Consider the following 19,034-nt stretch of genomic DNA (forward strand, 5'->3'; position numbering starts at 1 on the left):
GCGTTCCGGTTGCCCGGAACGCCCCCATCAGGACGGTTCGTCCGACGATTTATCGAGGCACGCCCGCGTTAGGCGGTCTCGACTTCGCCTTCGATCTGCTTGGCAGTCTCGGCCGCGGCCTGAATCTCGATCTGCCGGGGCTTCTTGGCCTCCGGAATCTCGCGCTTCAGGTCGACGTGCAGGAGACCGTTCTCCATGCTCGCGCCATTGACCACCACGTGGTCGGCGAGCTGGAACCGACGCTCGAACGCGCGCGACGCAATGCCGCGATAGAGAACTTCCTTGTTCTCTTCGGTCTCGACTTTCTTCTCGCCCTTCACGGTGAGCGTGTTCTCGCGGACCTCGATGGTGAGGTCGTCATCGGAGAAGCCGGCCACGGCCATCGTGATACGATAGTCGTTTTCGGCGGTCCGCTCGATATTATAGGGCGGATAGGTCGAGCCAGCGTCCGGGGTTCCGAGCGAATCAAGCATCGAGAACATACGGTCGAAGCCGACGGTCGAACGATAAAGGGGGCTCAAGTCAAAATGGCGCATGGTTGTCCTCCATTGAAGCGACAGGTTTCCCTTCGGCGCCGGAAAGTCTCCGGCAAGCTTCGCCCGCCATTGTTGGCCGGGCAGTGACCCGAAGGCGCGGACCCTCTACGGGCGTCCGCGTTTCGTGATATGGGAGTCCCCTTTTCGGGGTTCAAGTTCTTGAAGGCGCCGCGAATGGCCGAAGCGCACCACACACCGGACCTGATCGACGTTGCCGAAAATCCGGTGCCGCCGGGCGGAACGAGCGAATGGCTTTCGCTCGAAAAGGGCAAGGTGCTCTTGCGCTTCGCAAGCTGGCCCGCGCCCGAGGCGCCGGCGAACGGAACCGTCATTCTGGCCACCGGCCGGGCGGAATTCATCGAGAAATATTTCGAAGTCGTGCGCGAACTCCGCGAGCGCGGCTTCGCCGTCGCCGCCTTCGATTGGCGCGGACAGGGAGGCTCCAGCCGACTGGTCTCCGACCCGATCAAGGGCCACGTCGCCAACTTCGATCTCTATGTCGACGATCTCCAGGCCGCCGTCGCCGCCGCCGCGATCAAGGGCCTGCCGCGACCGTTCTACCTGCTCGCCCATTCCATGGGCGGCGCCGTCGCGCTGATGGCGGCAAGCCATCTCGCCGACCAGATCGAGCGCATGGTGCTGACCGCGCCGATGCTGGCGCTCGCCAACAAGCGCGCGTCGAGCCGATGGGCCAAGGGCCTGACCGGGATCGCCGGCGCCATGGGGCTCGCCAACCGCCAATTGGAACCGCACGGGGCCCGACCGCCCCAAGACATCCCGTTCGACGACAACGTGGTGACCTCCGATCCCCGCCGCTATACGCGCACCATGGCGGTGCTGAACGCCGCGCCGGAGCTCTCCATCGGCGGGCCGACGGTCAAGTGGTTCAACGCGGCCAACCGCGCCATGCGCAAGTTCGAAGAGCCGGGTGCGGGCGCGGAAGTGGCGATCCCGACGCTGATGGTGGTGTGCGGGACCGATAAGGTCGTCTCGGCGAGCGCGATCGAGCGGTTCGCCAAGACGCTACATTGCGGCGGCCGCGTGCTCATTTCCGGCGCGCGCCACGAGATCCTGATGGAGCGCACTGCCTTCCGCACCCTGTTCTGGGCCGCCTTCGACTGCTTCATTCCCGGCGCCGATCTCAGACTGCCGACCGATATCGCCCCACCCAAGACCGCCCCTGCGTTGGTCTCCGGGGACCTCACCCAACCGAGCGACGCCGCGGCTCCGGCGGCGAGCGAAACGGCCGAGCGCGCACCCGATGCCGAGGGCGACGTTGCGGTTTCCGAAGAGCCCGCGCCCGTGCCGGAGCCGGTCGCTACGGCCGACGCCACGCCGAGCGCCGAGACGCCGACGCCGGAGGAACCCCCGGTCGCCGAACCGGCCACCGCAAAGACGGAAGCAGCCGCCACAACCGAGCGCCGAACCCGGTTCGGCTTTTTCCGGCGGCGCGGCGAGCCCGCGGCCCCATCCGCCGGGCCGGCCACCGAGGCGACGCCAATCGCGTCGGACCAGCCCGCTAGCGAGAGCGAGGCTGCGCCGGAAAGCGAGACCACCGCCACGAATCGCAGCGACGCGGCCTCCGAGACGACCCAGCCAACCTCCGCCGAGGCCGCCCTCGCCGCCGCTGCAAGCCTGGTTGCCGAGGCGACCCGAGGAGAAACACCCCGCACGCCCCTCGCTGGCGAAACGGACCCGGCCAAGCCCGAGGCCGAGACGACACCGCAAGCCTCGTCGAACGCCACGGCGCCGGAGCCCTCTGAAACACCTGCCGCATCCGGCAACGGCCACGCCAGGATCGGACGCCTGTTCCGTCGACGCACCTCAGACGTCGGGGAAGACACCTCCGCGACCGATGAAGCCGCAAGCGGCGAAGCCGATACCGCCGAACAGAAGAACGAGGCCGCCGAGCCGACGTCCGAAACGGATGCGGCAACGCCCGCGTCGGCCGAAGCTCCGTCTTTGGACGCTGTGGCTTCCGCCGGCGTGAGCGACGAAACGTCACCCGTTGCCGAAACGGCCGAGGCGAAGGCCGTCGAAGCGCCTGTAGCCTCGGATGCCTCGGAAGTTTCGGCGGAGGAGACGACCGAGACCGAACAGGAGGCCCTCTCCGACATCGCGCAAACGGAGCGCGACGACCCGGAGGACGCGAAGGCCGCCGGCGAACCGGATCTCGAGGCCGCTCGCCCGCTTGTTGTCGACACGACGGCCGCAGAGCCCGCCCCGTCGGACGCGACCGATGCGCCGGAGAGCGAGAAAGCGGCCATCGAATCGGACGAAACGGCCGAGCCGGACGCCCCTGCGGAACCCGTTCTCCGCTCCGTCGGCGGCGGACGCAAGGCCCCGCCGCGCCCGGTCAAGCGCGGCCGCGGCCGCCGACGCTGAAGTTGCCCATGTCGGTTTGGTCGCGCCTGACGGGAGCCGTCCACGAGATCTCTGCCGCGGGGGTCGATTTCGTCGAGCATCTGGTAGAGCGGGTCGCCGGCACCGAGGACGACCGCCGAGCGGTCGCCTTTACCGCCGCGATCGTCGCGTTGTCGGCCAAGATGGCCAAGGCCGACGGCGTGGTCACCTCCGATGAGATCGCCGCTTTCAAGCGCAACATCTTCGTGCCGCCGACGGAAGAGAAGAACATCACTCGTCTGTTCCGGCTCGCCCAGCAGGACGTGGCCGGCTTCGAAGCCTACGCCCATCGCATCAAGTCGCTGTTTCCTCACGACCACATGCTACGGGCCGACATCGTCGACGTTCTGTTCAAGATCGCCACCGCCGACGGGGTCGTGCACCATCACGAGCTGGTGTTTCTGGAGCGCGTCGCCGAGATCTTCGGAATCGAGGAGATAGAGTTCCGCCGCATCCGGGCCCGACATGTGCGCGAGGACGGCGTCGACCCCTACATGGTGCTCGGCGTCGAGCCGGGTGTCGACGACGCCACGCTGAAGCGCCATTATCGCCGCCTCGTCGTCGAGCATCATCCCGACCGGCTGATCGCGCGCGGCGTGCCGCACGAGTTCATCGACATCGCCAACGACCGGCTCGCGGCGATCAACGCCGCCTATGAGCAAATCCAGCGGGAGCGGAGCACGTGAGTGACCCAAGCCCCGGACGCGCAGACGCCTCCGAGGCGACCAGTCCCGGGCGCGACCCGGAGGCGGAGTGGCGTCCGTCCCCCAATGTCGATAGCCGGCGCGGCGCGGAGCCGTCGCTGATCGTCCTGCACTATACCGGCATGGCCTCGGCGGACGAAGCGCTTGCCTGGCTGCGCGACCCGCGCTCCAAGGTATCCGCCCATTATTTCGTGTTCGAAGACGGCCGCCTGGTGCAGTCGGTCGACGAGACCGAACGGGCCTGGCACGCGGGGCTTTCGGGCTGGCATCAGATCCGCGACGTCAACGCCGCCTCGATCGGTGTCGAGATCGCCAATCCTGGCCACGACCACGGCTATCAGGAGTTCCCCGAGCCGCAAATCGCAGCCACGATCGGCCTCGTGAAGCGCATCATGGCGCGTTGGCAGATCGCGCCGGAGGGCGTGGTCGCTCACTCCGACGTCGCACCCGGCCGCAAGATCGATCCGGGCGAGAAATTCCCTTGGGAGCGCTTCGCCGCCGCCGAAATCGGACGCTACGTTTCGCCGTCCCCAATCATGGACGGGTCGGCCCTTGTGGTGGGAGATGTCGGCCAACCGGTGGCCCGCCTTCAGCGCAGCCTGGCGTCGCTCGGCTACCCGATCGAGGAAACGGCGAGCTACGACACCTATACCGAGACCGTGGTCGCGGCGTTCCAACGCCACTACCGGCCCGAACGCATAGACGGCCGTGCCGACCGCTCCACCCTCGCGACCTTGGAGCGGCTTGCCTCGGAATAAGGACTGGTGGAATACAGGCCCCATAACAACAGTGCCTGTTTCTATATTGGGGTCAGGATCCGCCAACGGTCGAGGGTCGCATGGTTTTTCAAGTGTCCGCTTATCTCAAGCGGATCGGGGTAAGCAATCTGGCGCCCGATCTGGACGGACTTACGCGCCTGCAGCTCGCGCAGATGCGCGCCATGCCCTTCGAATCCATCGATCCGTTCCTTGGCGTCATTCCGGACCTTTCGCCGGAGGGGCTGTGGCGCAAGCTCGTCGTGTCGGGACGCGGTGGCTATTGTTTCGAACTCAACACCCTTTTCGGCCACGCGCTGGCGAATCTCGGCTTTCAGGCCCGCCCTATCCTCGGCCGTGTGCGCATGCGCAGCCCGACCGGCGGTCCGCGCGCCCATCTCGCCCACCTCGTCACCATCGACGGGGTCGACTATCTGGCCGATGCCGGCTTCGGCGGCCCCGCCGCGATCGCTCCCTTGCGCCTGGAGACCGACCGGGACCAGAGCGCGCCCAACGGCCGCTACCGCTTTCGCGCCGAGGATGCGAGCGGCGACCTGCTGCTGGAACGCTGGACCGACACCGGCTGGTTCCCGCTTCACGTCATCACAGAACAACCGTTCAGCGCCATCGATATCGAAGCCGCCAACTTTCTGTGCGCCCGCTGGTCGGAAATGCCGTTTCCCAGCAACCTCATGGTCTCGCGACAGCTTTCCGACGGTCAGGCCACGCTCATGAACCGCGCGGCCACCGTCACGACTTCCGAGGGCACCCGAACCTGGACGGTCGCCGATGAAGCCGAACTGGACCGCCTGCTGAACCAGACATTCGGGATTTCGGCCGACCGGCCGATGGTCGCGGCGATTTGGCGGCGGATATCTTCGATGGACGCATCCTAGGCCAAGTGGAAACCGGTAGGCCTGGAAATACCTCAAAAACAATAACTTAGACCTGCTCCGTGAGTCCGGGACAGGCGGGTCTAAAAATCACGAAATGAACGGGCCGGCGTGTGCCGACCCGTTCCTGAAACGCGGGCAGTTTCCGTAATCCAGGTCCGCAATCTACTGCTGAACCACCCCGATCACCTCGCCGGTGTCGGCGTCGACGACCACGGCCTGGCCGTTGACGTTGGCGTAGGCGTATTCAGGATAGTCCGGCACCTGACGGACGGTCGCGCTGCGCGGCAGCGGTTCGCCGATCTTCACCGGCTCGCTGACCTGGACCTTCGGCGCCGGGCGCTGGATCGCGTACGTTCCAACCTCGTTCGGGACCGACTTCACCACATGAGGCCGCGCCGCCTGGTTTTGCTCGGCCGCCTGTTCGGTCTTGTCCATCGTGGCGCCGATCGTTCCGCCGGCGATCGCTCCGATCACCGCGCCTGGCGGCCCGCCGACAACGGCTCCGGTCGCAGCACCGCCGGCCACGCCGGTCACGGTGGAATCCTGCGCCATCGCGGGTGCACCCGCCGTCGCAATGGCCAGCGCCGCAGCGGACGTGATGGTGAAGAATTTATTCATGAGTCGCTCCTCAACTTGCTAACCGCTTCGCAATACAGAAACTCATCTGCAAAAGCGGAAACTTGCTTCGGAAGCCCGAGGCATTACAGCGCCTCTCGCGCTGACATTACCTCATCGTCACGGCGCTAACGGCGAACGGCCGGGATCTGTTCCAACCGACAGTCAAGATCGACCCTGAAAAATTTGGCAACGGCCCGACGATGTCACCGGCGGGAGAAGAACAACACCGTTGTGCCAACCGAAAGACCGCCCGCAAGCGGGCTTTGTCGCGCCCTCAGCGGCGCTCCGCCCACCTCCCGCTTGCGTCCCACGCTGCAACGGGGAATATGGTCCAAACGGGGATAAAGCGAGGCCAATTCGTGTCCGACCGTCGCCAAGCTGCGCACGCGCGCATTGTTGCCTTCTCCTTCGCCCTTTTGCTTTCGGGCATCGCATTTTCACAGACCGCGTCAGCGCAATCGTGGTCGCTCTACGATGGCGGCAGCGCCTCGTACGGCCTCAAGCCGGCGACCAACAGCACGGCCGAGCAGTTCTTCTTCGAGATGGAGATCACGACCGGCAGCGGTACGTCGAGTCACACCAGCGGCCGATTGAACCTGCTGATGGACACCGGCTCGACCGGCATCGTGATCAACGCCAGCAAGCTCACCGACGATTACGACAAGCTGACCGGCGATCCCGGCTGGGCTTTCTACAATTCCTCCGGCCTGTTGGTGACAGGCAAACTGACCCAAACCACCGTCACTTATGTCGATACGGTCTCCGGCAAGCCGGTCACCGCTCAGGTGCAGGTGCTTGCGGTTCCCAAAGACGGCCGCCACTGCCTCCACTACGGGGACAATCCGTGCAGCGAGACGGGCGAGATCGCGATGATGGGGGTCGGTTTCGGCCGCAACACCCTCGGCACCGGGTCGCCCGACCCGAATGCGTCGAACGTTGTCGACACGCTCCTGAATGCGCCGACCACCGCGCAAAGCTTCAACCCGCTTGTGAACATCGTGCCGGGCGACGGCAGCGCCATCAACCAGGGCTACATCATCAAGTGGGCGGGCAGTTCCGGCAAGATCCGCAACGACGTCCAGGTCGAGGTTGGCCTGACGTCGTCGAACACCCAGAATTTTGCCTATGGCAAGCTCGCCAGCGAGACCGACCCGAATACCGGCGCCACAAACTGGGGCCAGGCGCCGATGGCGGTCACGGTCGCCAGCGGGTCCGACACGGTGGGCCCGCAATCCGGCATCCTGCTTGCCGATACCGGCGTTACGGACTCCTTCATCCACGTGCCCGGCCAGCCGTCCGGCACGATCGCGAACGGCAGCACCGTCACGGTTCAGGTGCTCGATGCCGGCGACTATGTCAGCTACAGCTACGCGGTCGGAACGGATTGCTCGTCCATTTCGAGCGGCTGCAACCCCCTCGCACCGGCCGGGGTGTCCTGGGTCGGCGCCTCGGCGACGGACCGCGGCGAGGGCTACGTCAACACTGGCATCAATTTCTATAACGGCTTTTACTATCTCTTCGACGCCGAGAACGGCTATGTCGGAGTTGCCAACTCCGGCCGCGGCGGCTCCAACGTCGTGGTCACGCCGGTGATCTCCGCGATCGGCCAGATCGATTTCGACGAGGACTTCACCACCACGTTGCCGGTGTTCCTGCGCGCCGATTCCGCGATTGCCGCCGCGACCACCGCGACCTTCAACAATGCCATCACCGGTCCGGGCGGGCTGACGCTGAACGGCACCGGTCTCGTCACCTTGAGCGGAACCAACACCTATTCCGGCCCGACCACCGTTCAATCGGGCTCGTTCGCCGTCACCCAGTCACTTGCCAGCGCCGTCACGGTCCAGTCCGGAGCAAGCTTCGATCTGTCCGGCGCCCTGTCCGTCTCCGGCGCCACCGCGCCGCTCGTGACCGTCGATACCGGCGCCACCTTTACCCTGTCGGGCACGGTCGACGGCGCCGTTTCAAGCGCGGGCAGCACGACCATCAGCACCGCCGGTACCATCACCGGCGACGTGTCCAACGCCGGCACCATGGTCAACAACGGCACCGTGGATGGCACGCTGACCACCAGCGGCCGGCTTTCCGGCTCCGGCAGCTCCGGTCATCTGGTGGTGTCGGAGGGCGGCACGCTCGCCACCGGCAACTCCATCGGCACGATGACGGTCGGCGGCACATACACTTTCGGTCCCGGCGCTGTACGGGAAGTCGAAGTCGCAAGCAGCGGCGCGATCGACCTTCTCGACGTGAAGGGCACGGCGACGCTGAACGGCGGCACGATCGAGGTCCTGGCCGAAGACGGCCTGGTGCCCGTTCTCGGCGACAGCTACGTCTTCCTAACGGCGGCCGGCGGTATTGCCGGCACCCATGCGACCCTGAATGGCGGGCTGTTTCCCGATGCGCTCTATCCGTTTCTGACGACGGCTCTTGCCTACTCGAACACCGACGCCGCTCTGGTGGTCGCCCGCAGCGGCCTCAGCTTTGCCGATGCCGCCTCGACACCCAACCAGGCCGCCGTCGGCGCGGCCCTCGACCAGTTTGCGCCGGGCAGCGCCCTCGACCTGTCGCTGACCCACCTCACCCAGAACCAGTACGATCTCGCCGCGGACCAGCTTTCCGGCCAGATTTATGCCTCGACCCTGACGGCGCTGCAGAACGATGCCGGTGTCATTCGAGACACCATCCGAACCCGGCTGAACGCTGCCTTCGACGAGATGGACAACGCGCCGATGATCGCCAGCAACGGCACCTCGTCGGCGCGGCTGCCGGGGCTAACGGCCAGCGCCTGGATCTCCGCCTACGGCAACTGGGGCACCACGGACGCGACCGGGAACACAGCCAAGCTGTCCACCTCGCTCGCCGGCACCCTTGCCGGCGTAGATGCCTCCATCGGCCAGGTGGGCCGGGTCGGCCTTGCGGCCGGCTACGGTTGGAGCCGCTTCAAGACGCCGGATCTCGCCGCATCGGGTGACGCCGGCTCCACTACGATCGCGGCCTATGGCGGCGCCGACTTCGGGCTTTTGAGAACCAGCCTCGGCGCGACCTGGGCTTGGCACGATCTCTCCACCGATCGGATCGTCAGCTTCCCCGGCTATTCGGCGAGCGAGTCCACGGACTATTCCGCCACTACCGGCCAGGTGTTTGCAGAAGGGGCGGCGGATCTCGGCTTCGCGCCGGTGGACATGGAGGCCTTCGCCGGCCTCGCCTTCGTGCAAACCTCGACCGACGATTTCTCGGAGGGAAGCGACCTGACCGCGCTGTCCGGCTCGGGCGATACCCAGTCGAACACGCTCACCACCCTCGGCGTCCGGCTCGCCAAGACGTTCCCGCTCGCCGGCGGCTTCGTCCGTCCCCATGCGACCATCGGCTGGCAGCACGCCTTCGGCGACGTAGACCTGGAGGCCACCATGAACTTCACCCAGAGCGGACCGAGCTTCACCGTTGCCGGCGCGCCGATCGCGCGCGATGCCGCGGTCCTGGGCGCCGGGGTCGATTTCAAGGTCGCCGACCGGGCCACGCTCTCGCTCGTCTACAACGGCCGGATCGGCAGCGACGTCTCGGAAAATTCCGCAAGCGGCGCGTTCTCGTTCACGTTTTAGGCCCGTTCCGCTTTTCTCGAAATCGCGGAGCGGGTCAAACTTATCGTTTCGACGCGTTTCCGAACGGCCAAAACCGGTTTCCACTTGGCCTGAAAACGCTCTTGAGCGCATTGGTGCCGGGCTCACAGGCCCGGCACCAAGTTCGTCTCCGCGTCGATCGGACCCGCGTCAGGCTACGGCCGCCGCATCGAGGGTCGGGTAGTCTGTGTAGCCCTGCACGCCGCCGCCATAGAAGGTCGCCCGGTCCGGCTCGGCGAGCGGCGCATTCCTCTCCAGCCGCTCCACCAGGTCCGGATTGGAGATGAACGGGCGTCCGAATGCGACGATATCGGCCTTGCCGGTTTCAACCGCCTCGATCGCCATCTCGCGGGTGTAGCCGTTGTTGGCCATGTAGACGCCGTCGAAGTGGGCGCGCAGGGCGTCGATCGACAGCCCCTCGTCGAGTTCGCGTGAGCCGCCGGTCTGGCCTTCCACCATGTGGAGATAGGCCAGGCCGAATCCATTCAGGATGTCCACGGCCCGCTCGAACAAGGGCATCGGATCGGAATCGGTCAGCCCATTGGCGTGGGAGAATGGGCTGAGCCGAATACCGACACGGTCCGCGCCCCAAACGCCGACGACCGCTTCCACGACCTCACGCATGAACCGGGTCCGGTTCTCGATCGACCCGCCATATTCGTCGGTGCGCTTGTTGGCGCCGTCGCGCAGAAACTGGTCGATGAGATAGCCGTTGGCGCCGTGGATCTCGACGCCGTCGAACCCGGCATCGACCGCGTTCTTCGCCGCCTTGCGGTAGTCCTCGACGACGCGCGGAATTTCGGAAAGCTCCAGCGCGCGCGGTGCCGAGGTGGCGAGAAACTCCTGACCGTTGAAGGTCTTGGCCTCTGCCGCGATCGCAGACGGGGCCACCGGCGGCTGTCCGCCCGGCTGCAGCGACGTGTGGGAAATCCGGCCCACATGCCACATCTGCAGCACGATCCGTCCGCCATCCTCATGGACCGCGTCGGTCACTTTCTTCCAGCCCTCCACCTGCGCGGGGGAATAGATCCCAGGGGTCCAGGCATAGCCCTTGCCCTCCGGGCTGATCTGGCTCGCTTCGGTGATGATCAGGCCGGCACCGGCGCGCTGGCGGTAATACTCCACATGGATGTCAATCGGCGCGTCATCTTCCGGGCGCGCGCGGTTGCGGGTGAGCGGAGCCATGGCGATCCGATTCTTCAGATCGATCGCGCCGGCACGAACAGGCGTGAAAAGCTTCGGGGTGGTCATCGTTCGCTCCAGTCTTGGGAGGCACCAGGTTGGGAGGATAATTCAGGACCGATCAGTCCAAAATTAGGCGGTCGCGGACTCCGTTTGAAGTCCCAAGCGCATTTTAGCCGGGCGGCACCAGCAGCGCGTGGCCTTGTTTCAGAACGGCATCGATCGCCTCGGCCGAAAGACCGGACTTTCTGAGTGTCAGCGTCCCGATGGCAAGCGCGGCAAGCGCACGGGCTCGGTCGGTCGCGGCTTCCGGATCCGCCGGGGACAGCGCCTCGGCGATCAACCGCTCGATGCGGGCAAGATGCGCCCGCCCGACGGCCGCCACCTCCGGATGATGCGGCGCAAGCTCGGTGATGCAATTGACCAGGAGACAGCCGCGCGGACCCCCGTCCGGGCTGGCCAACGCCGACAGCATCGCCGGCACCGGATCGCCGGCCGGCTGCTGCGACATGTCCTGAAGCGCGCCGAGCGCGCGCGCCGAATAAGCTTTGAGCGCAGCGAGAAACACCTGCTCCTTGGAGCCGAACGCGGAGTAGAAGCTGGACCGGCTGATGCCCATCGCGCTCGTCAGGTCGTCGATCGACGTGGCCTCGAAGCCCTGGCTCCAGAACACTTGGAGCGCGGCATCGAGCGCCGCCGCCTCGTCATAGCAGCGCGGACGCCCCGGCCCGGATCTGGATTTGGTTTCGGTCGCACTCATGACTTGACAATATGGACTGTTCAGTCCGGAAATCAACGCCAACCCATAGGCCGGGGCTCGCGGAGGCTTCCCATCGACCCCATGTTGGCCGAAATGGCCCTGAGCACCCGATAGAGCGAGGTGAGGCAAAGTGGATACCGGTCTTCCGCCCGCATCCCGCTCTGGAAATGAAAGCCGATCAACTCATCCCTTCCCCTTCGAATGGGTTGATCTCGCACACCGATCGAGAAGCGCACCATGATCCCCTATTCCCTGCTCGACCTGTCGCCGATTCCCGAAGGCGGAACCGCGGCGGATTCGCTGAAGAACAGCCGCGACCTGGCCCGCCATGCCGAGGCGCTGGGCTATAGGCGCTTCTGGCTGGCCGAGCACCACAACATGGCGGGCATCGCGAGCGCCGCCACCGCCGTCCTGATCGGCCACATCGCCGATGCCACCTCCACGATCCGCGTCGGCTCCGGTGGCATCATGCTGCCCAACCATGCGCCGCTGATGGTGGCGGAAGCGTTCGGCACCCTCGCCACCCTGCACCCCGGCCGTATCGATCTCGGCCTGGGCCGGGCGCCCGGCACCGACATGGCGACGGCGCGGGCGCTGAGGCGCAATCTCGCCGGTACCGACAGCTTCCCCCAGGACGTCATGGAGCTGATGGCCTATCTCGGCGACCTCGGGCCGGAGGCGAAGGTTCGCGCGATCCCCGGCGTCGGCACCCACGTGCCGATATGGATGCTCGGCTCCTCCACCTTCGGAGCGGAACTCGCCGCCCATGTCGGCCTGCCCTACGCGTTCGCCTCCCATTTCGCGCCGGCCGCCCTCAACCAGGCCGTTGCCGTCTACCGCCAGACCTTCCGCGCCTCCGAACAGCTCGAGCGGCCTCATTTCATGCTGGCGATCAACGTCTTCGCCGGCGAGGACGACGCGGAGGGGCGTTATCTGATGACCTCCATGCAGCAGGCGTTCGCCAACCTCAGAACCGGCCGGCCGGGGCCGCTGCCGCGCCCGGTCAACGACCTCGGGAGCGCGATCGACCCGCGTGTCATGCCGATGGTGAACGAGGCGCTTGCCTGCACCGCCGTCGGCGGGCCGGAGACCGTGCGCGCCCGTTTGGCCGAGCTGATCGGGACCTACCGTCCGGACGAGGTGATCCTCACCGGCCAGATCCACGACCACGACAAGCGCAAGCGTTCGTTCGAAATCGCTGCCGAGGCCATGCGCGCCATCCCGGTGGCCAACGCCGCCGAATAGGGGAACCGGGAGAAAGAAGCTCGCCGGTCTTTCCGCACGACCGATGAGACGCGGAGCATCGGGCGGCACGCTGTTTTCGCCCGATGCTTCAAAACGTCGTTGCGGCCCATCCTTCAGCGATCTCGCCGACATTCGACGATGTCAGCTGAGCTGGTAGGCCATTGCTTGTGACGCAACGCAATTCCTTCCGAACATGCGCGGGCGGGGTTGCGTAAGCAGAACAAACTATGAACAATAGGGGCGATCCATCCGCAGCCGCCCATTGCAATGTCGCTCGATCCCGCCCCCGTCCCCCAGCCGAACCTGCCCGTCGACGGGCGCCAGTCCGAACGCGCGCTGACGGTGCGGCGCGGCACTGGCCGGCTCCTGCGCCGGCTCGGCTTTTCGATTCTACCCGAAGTGGGACTTGCCTCCGGACGCCGGGCCGATCTCGTCGCCCTCGACCGCAAGGGCGAGATCTGGATTGTCGAGATCAAATCCTCGCCGGAGGATCTGCGCGCCGATACCAAGTGGCCGGCCTACCGGCTCCACTGCGACCGGCTGTTCTTCGCCACCCTGCCGGAGGTTGCGTCCGCACCGTTTCCGCAAGAGGCGGGGCTGATCCTGACGGATGGGTTCGAAGCGGAAATCGTGCGCGAGGCGCCCACCCATAAGCTCGCCGGCGCGACCCGCAAGGCCATGACGCTGGCCTTCGCCCAGCTCGCCGCCGGCCGTCTTCACCTGCTTGAGGACCCGGAAGCCGGAAAGATGGAACTGCCGGCGTGGTGACGGCGGAGCGAATAGCGAGGCCAGGCCGCCCGATCGGAGCTATACGCGAAGCGCATTGGCGTGAGCGGAACAATCGAATCCGATGCTTTTTGGCTGAGTTTCAGACCCGTTCCGCTTTTCCCGGAATCACGGAGCAGATCTAAGTTATTGTTTTGACGCGTTTCCGGACGGCCAACCGGTTTCCACTCGGCCTGGAAGCGCTCTAATACCAGTGCCCAAGCCCGCGGGCGCGGTAGCGGGGAGCGCCTGTCACTGGAATGATCGAGCGACCGACGGTGGGCGGACGATCGTCGCCGTCGAACCGAGTGTGCCGCGTCGAACCGGCGAGCGCCAGGATGCGGCGCACCCGCTCGTTGGTGTCCGGATGAGTGCGCAGCAAGGACGGATTCGGAATGCGCCCGTGCGGCAGCGCCAACGCCTCCCAAAGCCGGCCCTGTATCCGCTCCAGCTTCAAGAGCGCTGCGGCAAGACCTTCCGGATCGCCGGTGAGCTGTACCGCGGAGAGGTCGGCGTCATATTCCCGCGTCCGTGACAGAGCGAGCTGCATCAGCCCGCCCAGTGTGGGCGCGACCAGCAGAAGCAGGATCCCGAACACCGGCACCTGGCCCAGATCGCCCGCCAGGATCGCCGGCAAATTCAGAAACAGAAACACCAGCCCCAGCATCGACAGGATACCCGTCATCCGATTGGTGACATCGGCGAGCGCCATGACCTTCAGATCGTCGGCGGCGACGTGGGCGAGTTCGTGCGCGATCACGGCGGTAAATTCACGCAGCGTCAGCCCCCGGATCAGACCGTCGGTGACGCAGATCACCGCCTCCTCGTTCCGGCCGACCGCAAAGGCGTTCATCATCCGGCTCGGCACGTACCAAAGCGTCGGCGGACGGGCGAGCCCGGCTCGCGCAGCCAGTTCCGCGACGATCCGATGCCCCTCGGGAAAGGCATGAGCCGGCAAGGGACGAGCCGCATAAAGCCGCAGCACCATCTTCGGCGATACGTTCCACGCAACGACCAGGCTGAACACGCCGCCGAACCCCGCCCACACGACGCCGATCGGCCCGGCGATCAGAAAGGCGCAGGCCAGAAGCAGAGCGACGCTCCCGGCCGCAAGCAGCCAGGTGTGCGCCAGATTGCGTCGGCGCATGGCAGTCCTGAGATCGGGATCCAGCATGGTCATGATCACGATATGGGCCCCCTTGCCGAGCGCGCAATCGCGCACCGCCGCCAGCGGCCGAGCGTCGCGGGCGAGAGTGTCGGCAACGAAGGTGTCGCCGGTGCGCGGCCCCGCCCCTCAGTGCCAATCCTTGGTGTAGACGAACTGCGGCATATGGAGATTGTAGCGCAAGGCGATCAGCCGCATGGCCAGCCCCACCGCCATCGCCCCCAGCATCACCGGCTGATGCGGCAGCCCGGCGGCAAGACCGCCGACATAAATCGCCGCGGCCACGATCGCCACGCTGGCATAGAGTTCCCGCCGGAACAGAAGCGGCACCTCGTTGCACAACACATCGCGCAGAACCCCGCCCGCCGTCCCGGTGATCATGCCAACCACCACCACGACCGCAAGCGGCTGCTTCATGCCGAGCGCGATGTTGCAGCCGATCACGGTGAACACGACGAGCCCGATCGCATCGAGCACCAGGAAGGCGGTGCGAAGCTTCTCCATGAAGCGGGCGAAGACGATCGCCGTACAGGCCGCCACCACCGCGATCAGCAGGAGATAGGGATTGGCGACCCAGGACAACGGATAGTGGCCGAGCAGGATGTCCCGGATGGACCCGCCGCCGAGCGCGGTGATGCAGCCGAGCATCGCCACGCCGAACCAGTCCATGCTGCGCCGGCCCGCGGCCAGGGCGGCCGTCATTGCCTCGGCGCTGACGGCGATCAGATAAAGAATATGCAGAACGCCGTCGCTCATGTCCGTCGGCCCGTCGAATCGCTGCCGGAAAGCTTCGCCGATTTCGACCGCCGGTGCGAGGCCGCCCCTGCGGAGGCGCAAGACCCGCTCCGCTTTCCTCGAAATCGCGGAGCGGGTCTAAGTTATTGTTTCGACGCGTTTCCGGACGGAAAACCGATCCCCACTTTTCCTCGAAATGCTCGCCTCCTTGAATCCGGAGCCATTTCTTATCGCTCAGATGTTCTCATCTGAGCGATAAGGTTCTGGCGCAGCAAGTTGGCGTGAGCGAAAAACCAATCTTTCTGCAAATCCCGGACGGAAAACCGGTTCCCACTTTTCCTGGGATTGCTCTATGGCCACTTCGCCAGCGGCGGCATCGACGACAGGATCGAGGAGACGTTGCCTCCGGTCTTGAGGCCGAAGATCGTGCCGCGGTCGTAGAGCAGGTTGAACTCCACATAGCGCCCGCGCCGCACCAGCTGCTCGTCCCGGTCCGCCTCGCTGTAGGTCGAGGCCAGGTTGAGCCGCACGAGCTCCGGATAGATCGTGTCGAACGCCTCGCCCACGGCGCGCGTGAAGGCAAAGTCGGCGTCCCAGTCGCCGGAGTTCAGATAGTCGTAGAAGATGCCGCCGATGCCGCGCATCTCGCCGCGGTGCTTCAGAAAGAAATACTCGTCGCACCAGTCCTTGTAGCGGCCATAATCCGCCACCGGATGCGGCGTGCAGGCGGCCTCCATGGCGGCGTGGAAGGCGACCGTGTCGGGATCGTCCTGGGTCCGGCGCCGGTCAAGCACCGGGGTCAGGTCCGCCCCGCCGCCGAACCACTGGCGGGTGGTGACCACCATGCGCGTGTTCATGTGGACGGCGGGCACGTTCGGGTTCAGCGGATGGGCGATCAGCGAGATGCCGGACGCCCAGAAACGGGGATCCTCCGCCGCGCCCGGGATCTGGTTGCGAAACTCTTCCGAAAACTCGCCGAACACGGTGGAGACGTGCACGCCGGCCTTCTCGAAGACCCGGCCGCCGATCATGCTCATCACCCCGCCGCCGCCGGCGGAGCCGTCGGTGTTGGTGCGCGCCCAGGGCCGGCGCTCGAACCGGCCGGCCGGCAGATCCTCGGTGCCGGGCGCGCCGTCGGCCTCGTCTTCCAGGGCCTCGAACGAGGCGCAGATCCGGTCGCGCAGGCTCTCGAACCAGGCCTTGGCCTGCTCCTTCTTGCCGTCCAGATCGTCGGGAAGCGGCCGGGCCGGCATGGTCTTCGGATCGTTCATGGTCTGACGCTCTCCCACCTGTCGGCCGCCGGTGTGGCGGAAAGGACCGGGGAGCGCAAGGGGAAGGGGTCTATAGTTGAATAAACAAAAATTGCCATCTTCGGTGAATCAGCATACTTTATACCTCTAAAAATAAGGCCATCAGCTTTCAATGTGAGCCACTTCCGAAAACATTAACACCGCCTCACCCAATGCACAAAACTGACGAGCACTTTGTCGATAGAGCGATTGAGCTACTCAAAACAAATGGCGAAGGCGATGTATTTCGTCCGCCATTTTTTTGCCATTCGCCGGACCTTGTGTACCTAAGCACTAATGCGAATCAACTAAAAATTAGAAAAGACGCAATTACCTTTCTTCATAGAAAGAAAATAAAAAATTTCAGCAACATAATTAAATTCCCCGTCCCAAAAAATGCGTACGCCTACCGCAAGGCATCAATGATTGATATTGATGATCATGTTAAATTTTTGTCTTTAGTCCTTATGGCAGCAGGATACATCGAAAAAAACAGAATACCAAAAAATAAAAATATAATTTTTTCATATAGATTTCTTGAAAAGGGCCCGATATTTTCTGAAAAATACAACTTCAAAAAATTTAAAAGGGAGTCCTCTCGCCTTTCAAAAATGAAAAAGCATAAAGTAAAAATTGCCACAGATATATCCAATTTTTATGATCGTTTAAATTTGCACCGCCTCGAATCGGCACTCGCCTCCGCCGCGGTCCCTCCAGATATAGTGAAATCGTTAAACAATTTACTTTTATTTTGGGCAGACAGGAACTCATACGGCCTCCCGGTAGGCTGCGATGCCAGTCGAATTTTAGCGGAAGCGGCGTTAATTTCAGTAGACAGAGCCCTGATCTCTAAGGGTGTGCGCTTTATTCGCTTCGTCGATGACTACCGCATTTTCGCGTCGAATTTCGCGCAAGCGCACTCTTATCTTCACACACTAATTGAAGAACTTGATAAGGAGGGACTTTTTTTAAACACCTCAAAAACCGTCTTCTTCGATATATCGGAGTCCGACCGAGAGGACGATCAAAAAGATAATATCGAAAAATTCGAAAAAATAGATCAGGACGAACGAATAGAGGAGAGCAAAAGAGTAAAAGTTGGATACGTTTCAAAAATTGTTAAACATTATAGATACCCAGGACAGGAAAAAATCAAAGAATTTCAAAAAGCAGATATCGAAATTATTGCCAAAAAAGCAGAAAAATCTACATTTGAACATGCAGAAGAACACATTACATATTTTGTAAAGTGCTTTATATATCAAGGTGGCAAAAGACACGATCTTCTAAATAAAATAATATCCCGATACATCCACTCTTTGTCATACATAGTAGATGCACTTATCGAAGAGCATGACAAAATAGACCCCCAAGAAAAAATTTTAATAGCCGAAATGTTCAAGGATTTTTACAGGAAGCACCAGATTTCCCCGTATTACAGATTAATGATTTTGAGATTATTTTCATGTGAAAGCTACCTTTCTATTCAATTTTTAAATGAATTTTTAGACAACATCAAAATTCATGACAACGAGATTATACTTCGAGAATTTTGCTTGCGAATCCAAAATATTGATGACCGCTCATTGATACATAGAGTTAGGGACATTTATCAAAAGTCCCCAACGACAGTTAGGCGCGCCTTCTTTCATACGTACGAGCGGTCTACAGCAATCTTAGAAGGCGAGAAGCGAGCCTGGATGAGAAATGTCCAGATGTCCGATGTCGACCCCCATCTGAAGTCCCTCTCAGGTCAATACCTCGAGCCCTAGTTGTCTACCTTATATGGGCCAGGATGTTGACGAGCCGCCCGAACGGGTCGCGCACGAAGAAGCGGCGCACGCCCCACGGCTCTTCGACGGGCCCGTAGTCCAGCGCGATCCCCGCCGCCCGCGCCCGCGCAAGTGCTTCATCAAGATCGTCGACCTCGATGGAGAGATCCGGCACCGGCGTGCCCGAGCCGCCTTCGCTGGCAAAGCTCACCTGCACGGCCATCGTCTCGCGCGAGCCGTAGGTGGCGATGAAGCCGAGGTCCATCAGGCAATCGAGGCCCAGGACGTCGCGATAGAAGGCCTCCGCCCGGCCGGGCTCGGGGGTTTCGATGTTGGCGACGATCCGCTTGACCTTCATGGCTGGCGTTGTCCTCCCGGCGGTTGCATCCGTCTCGATCGCGATCCGTGGCGCTCCGGCCACAGTCGGCCGAAAGCGGTCACGTCCATCGTGCTTTCAAAGCACGGCCGGCGTAAACAGCTCCCGGTGTCATCGTTGTGCCGTCTTTGGCGGCCAACAACCGACCCGTCACCCACTCTTGGAGACCAGCCGATGACCCGCCGCACGCCACTGCGCTGACGGGCCGAATGCGAA

At 63.6% G+C, this 19,034-nt stretch carries 16 protein-coding genes; 8 read left to right on the forward strand and 8 right to left on the reverse strand.

The window, feature by feature from the left end:
* Positions 1-68: 68 nt before the first annotated feature.
* Positions 69-536 carry an Hsp20 family protein gene (locus HNS03_RS05065; RefSeq protein WP_367193608.1) on the reverse strand — a complete coding sequence of 156 codons (468 nt, stop codon included), beginning with the start codon at positions 534-536 and terminating at the stop codon, positions 69-71.
* 174 nt (positions 537-710) lie between these two features.
* Here HNS03_RS05065 and HNS03_RS05070 point away from each other — a divergent pair, with 174 nt between their 5' ends.
* The 4 genes from HNS03_RS05070 to HNS03_RS05085 all read left to right on the forward strand — a co-directional run bounded on the left by HNS03_RS05070 (position 711) and on the right by HNS03_RS05085 (position 5,294).
* The gene (locus tag HNS03_RS05070) at positions 711-2,921 is read left to right on the forward strand and encodes an alpha/beta fold hydrolase (protein ID WP_367193609.1); all 2,211 of its coding nucleotides are present in this window, start codon (positions 711-713) and stop codon (positions 2,919-2,921) included.
* Positions 2,922-2,929: 8 nt separating this feature from the next.
* On the forward strand, positions 2,930-3,625 hold the full coding sequence (locus HNS03_RS05075; protein WP_367193610.1) for a TerB family tellurite resistance protein: 696 nt from the start codon (positions 2,930-2,932) through the stop codon (positions 3,623-3,625).
* Entirely contained in the window at positions 3,622-4,401 is a 780-nt protein-coding gene (locus HNS03_RS05080; RefSeq protein ID WP_367193611.1) for an N-acetylmuramoyl-L-alanine amidase, read from the forward strand. The genes HNS03_RS05075 and HNS03_RS05080 overlap by 4 nt, the downstream gene beginning before the upstream one ends.
* A gap of 80 nt (positions 4,402-4,481) precedes the next feature.
* A complete protein-coding gene (locus HNS03_RS05085) occupies positions 4,482-5,294 on the forward strand; it encodes an arylamine N-acetyltransferase (RefSeq protein WP_367193612.1) in 813 nt (270 codons plus the stop codon).
* A 162-nt stretch (positions 5,295-5,456) separates the two neighbouring features.
* Here the strand turns inward: HNS03_RS05085 and HNS03_RS05090 are convergent, their stop codons facing one another.
* Positions 5,457-5,912, reverse strand: coding sequence for a DUF1236 domain-containing protein (locus HNS03_RS05090; protein ID WP_367193613.1), 456 nt, complete (start codon positions 5,910-5,912; stop codon positions 5,457-5,459).
* Positions 5,913-6,271: 359 nt separating this feature from the next.
* Between HNS03_RS05090 and HNS03_RS05095 the strand changes: the two genes are divergently transcribed.
* Positions 6,272-9,511 (forward strand): autotransporter domain-containing protein, encoded by a 3,240-nt coding sequence (locus tag HNS03_RS05095; protein WP_367193614.1) that lies wholly within the window; start codon positions 6,272-6,274, stop codon positions 9,509-9,511.
* Between the two features lie 168 nt (positions 9,512-9,679).
* On the opposite strand, the gene HNS03_RS05100 is transcribed toward HNS03_RS05095, so the two are convergent.
* The gene (locus HNS03_RS05100; protein ID WP_367193615.1) at positions 9,680-10,780 is read right to left on the reverse strand and encodes an alkene reductase; all 1,101 of its coding nucleotides are present in this window, start codon (positions 10,778-10,780) and stop codon (positions 9,680-9,682) included.
* A 103-nt stretch (positions 10,781-10,883) separates the two neighbouring features.
* Positions 10,884-11,471 (reverse strand): TetR/AcrR family transcriptional regulator, encoded by a 588-nt coding sequence (locus HNS03_RS05105; RefSeq protein ID WP_367193616.1) that lies wholly within the window; start codon positions 11,469-11,471, stop codon positions 10,884-10,886.
* 237 nt (positions 11,472-11,708) lie between these two features.
* Here HNS03_RS05105 and HNS03_RS05110 point away from each other — a divergent pair, with 237 nt between their 5' ends.
* Both HNS03_RS05110 and HNS03_RS05115 read left to right on the forward strand, forming a co-directional pair.
* Entirely contained in the window at positions 11,709-12,716 is a 1,008-nt protein-coding gene (locus HNS03_RS05110; RefSeq protein ID WP_367193617.1) for an LLM class flavin-dependent oxidoreductase, read from the forward strand.
* Positions 12,717-12,983: 267 nt separating this feature from the next.
* Positions 12,984-13,484 (forward strand): MmcB family DNA repair protein, encoded by a 501-nt coding sequence (locus HNS03_RS05115; RefSeq protein ID WP_367193618.1) that lies wholly within the window; start codon positions 12,984-12,986, stop codon positions 13,482-13,484.
* Positions 13,485-13,686: 202 nt separating this feature from the next.
* On the opposite strand, the gene HNS03_RS05120 is transcribed toward HNS03_RS05115, so the two are convergent.
* The 3 genes from HNS03_RS05120 to hemF all read right to left on the reverse strand — a co-directional run bounded on the left by HNS03_RS05120 (position 13,687) and on the right by hemF (position 16,652).
* Positions 13,687-14,703: a zinc metalloprotease HtpX gene (locus HNS03_RS05120; RefSeq protein ID WP_367193619.1), complete on the reverse strand. Its 1,017-nt coding sequence runs from the start codon at positions 14,701-14,703 to the stop codon at positions 13,687-13,689.
* 72 nt (positions 14,704-14,775) lie between these two features.
* On the reverse strand, positions 14,776-15,402 hold the full coding sequence (locus HNS03_RS05125) for a trimeric intracellular cation channel family protein (protein WP_367193664.1): 627 nt from the start codon (positions 15,400-15,402) through the stop codon (positions 14,776-14,778).
* 329 nt (positions 15,403-15,731) lie between these two features.
* Positions 15,732-16,652: an oxygen-dependent coproporphyrinogen oxidase gene (gene hemF, locus HNS03_RS05130; protein WP_367193620.1), complete on the reverse strand. Its 921-nt coding sequence runs from the start codon at positions 16,650-16,652 to the stop codon at positions 15,732-15,734.
* 191 nt (positions 16,653-16,843) lie between these two features.
* On the opposite strand from hemF, the gene HNS03_RS05135 reads away from it, so the two are divergent.
* Positions 16,844-18,442 (forward strand): RNA-directed DNA polymerase, encoded by a 1,599-nt coding sequence (locus HNS03_RS05135; RefSeq protein ID WP_367193621.1) that lies wholly within the window; start codon positions 16,844-16,846, stop codon positions 18,440-18,442.
* Positions 18,443-18,446: 4 nt separating this feature from the next.
* On the opposite strand, the gene HNS03_RS05140 is transcribed toward HNS03_RS05135, so the two are convergent.
* Positions 18,447-18,800: a VOC family protein gene (locus HNS03_RS05140; RefSeq protein WP_367193622.1), complete on the reverse strand. Its 354-nt coding sequence runs from the start codon at positions 18,798-18,800 to the stop codon at positions 18,447-18,449.
* Positions 18,801-19,034 lie beyond the last annotated feature (234 nt).

Origin of the sequence: Amorphus sp. 3PC139-8 (assembly GCF_040750475.1) — a bacterium.
Taxonomy (GTDB): Bacteria; Pseudomonadota; Alphaproteobacteria; order Rhizobiales; family Amorphaceae; genus Amorphus.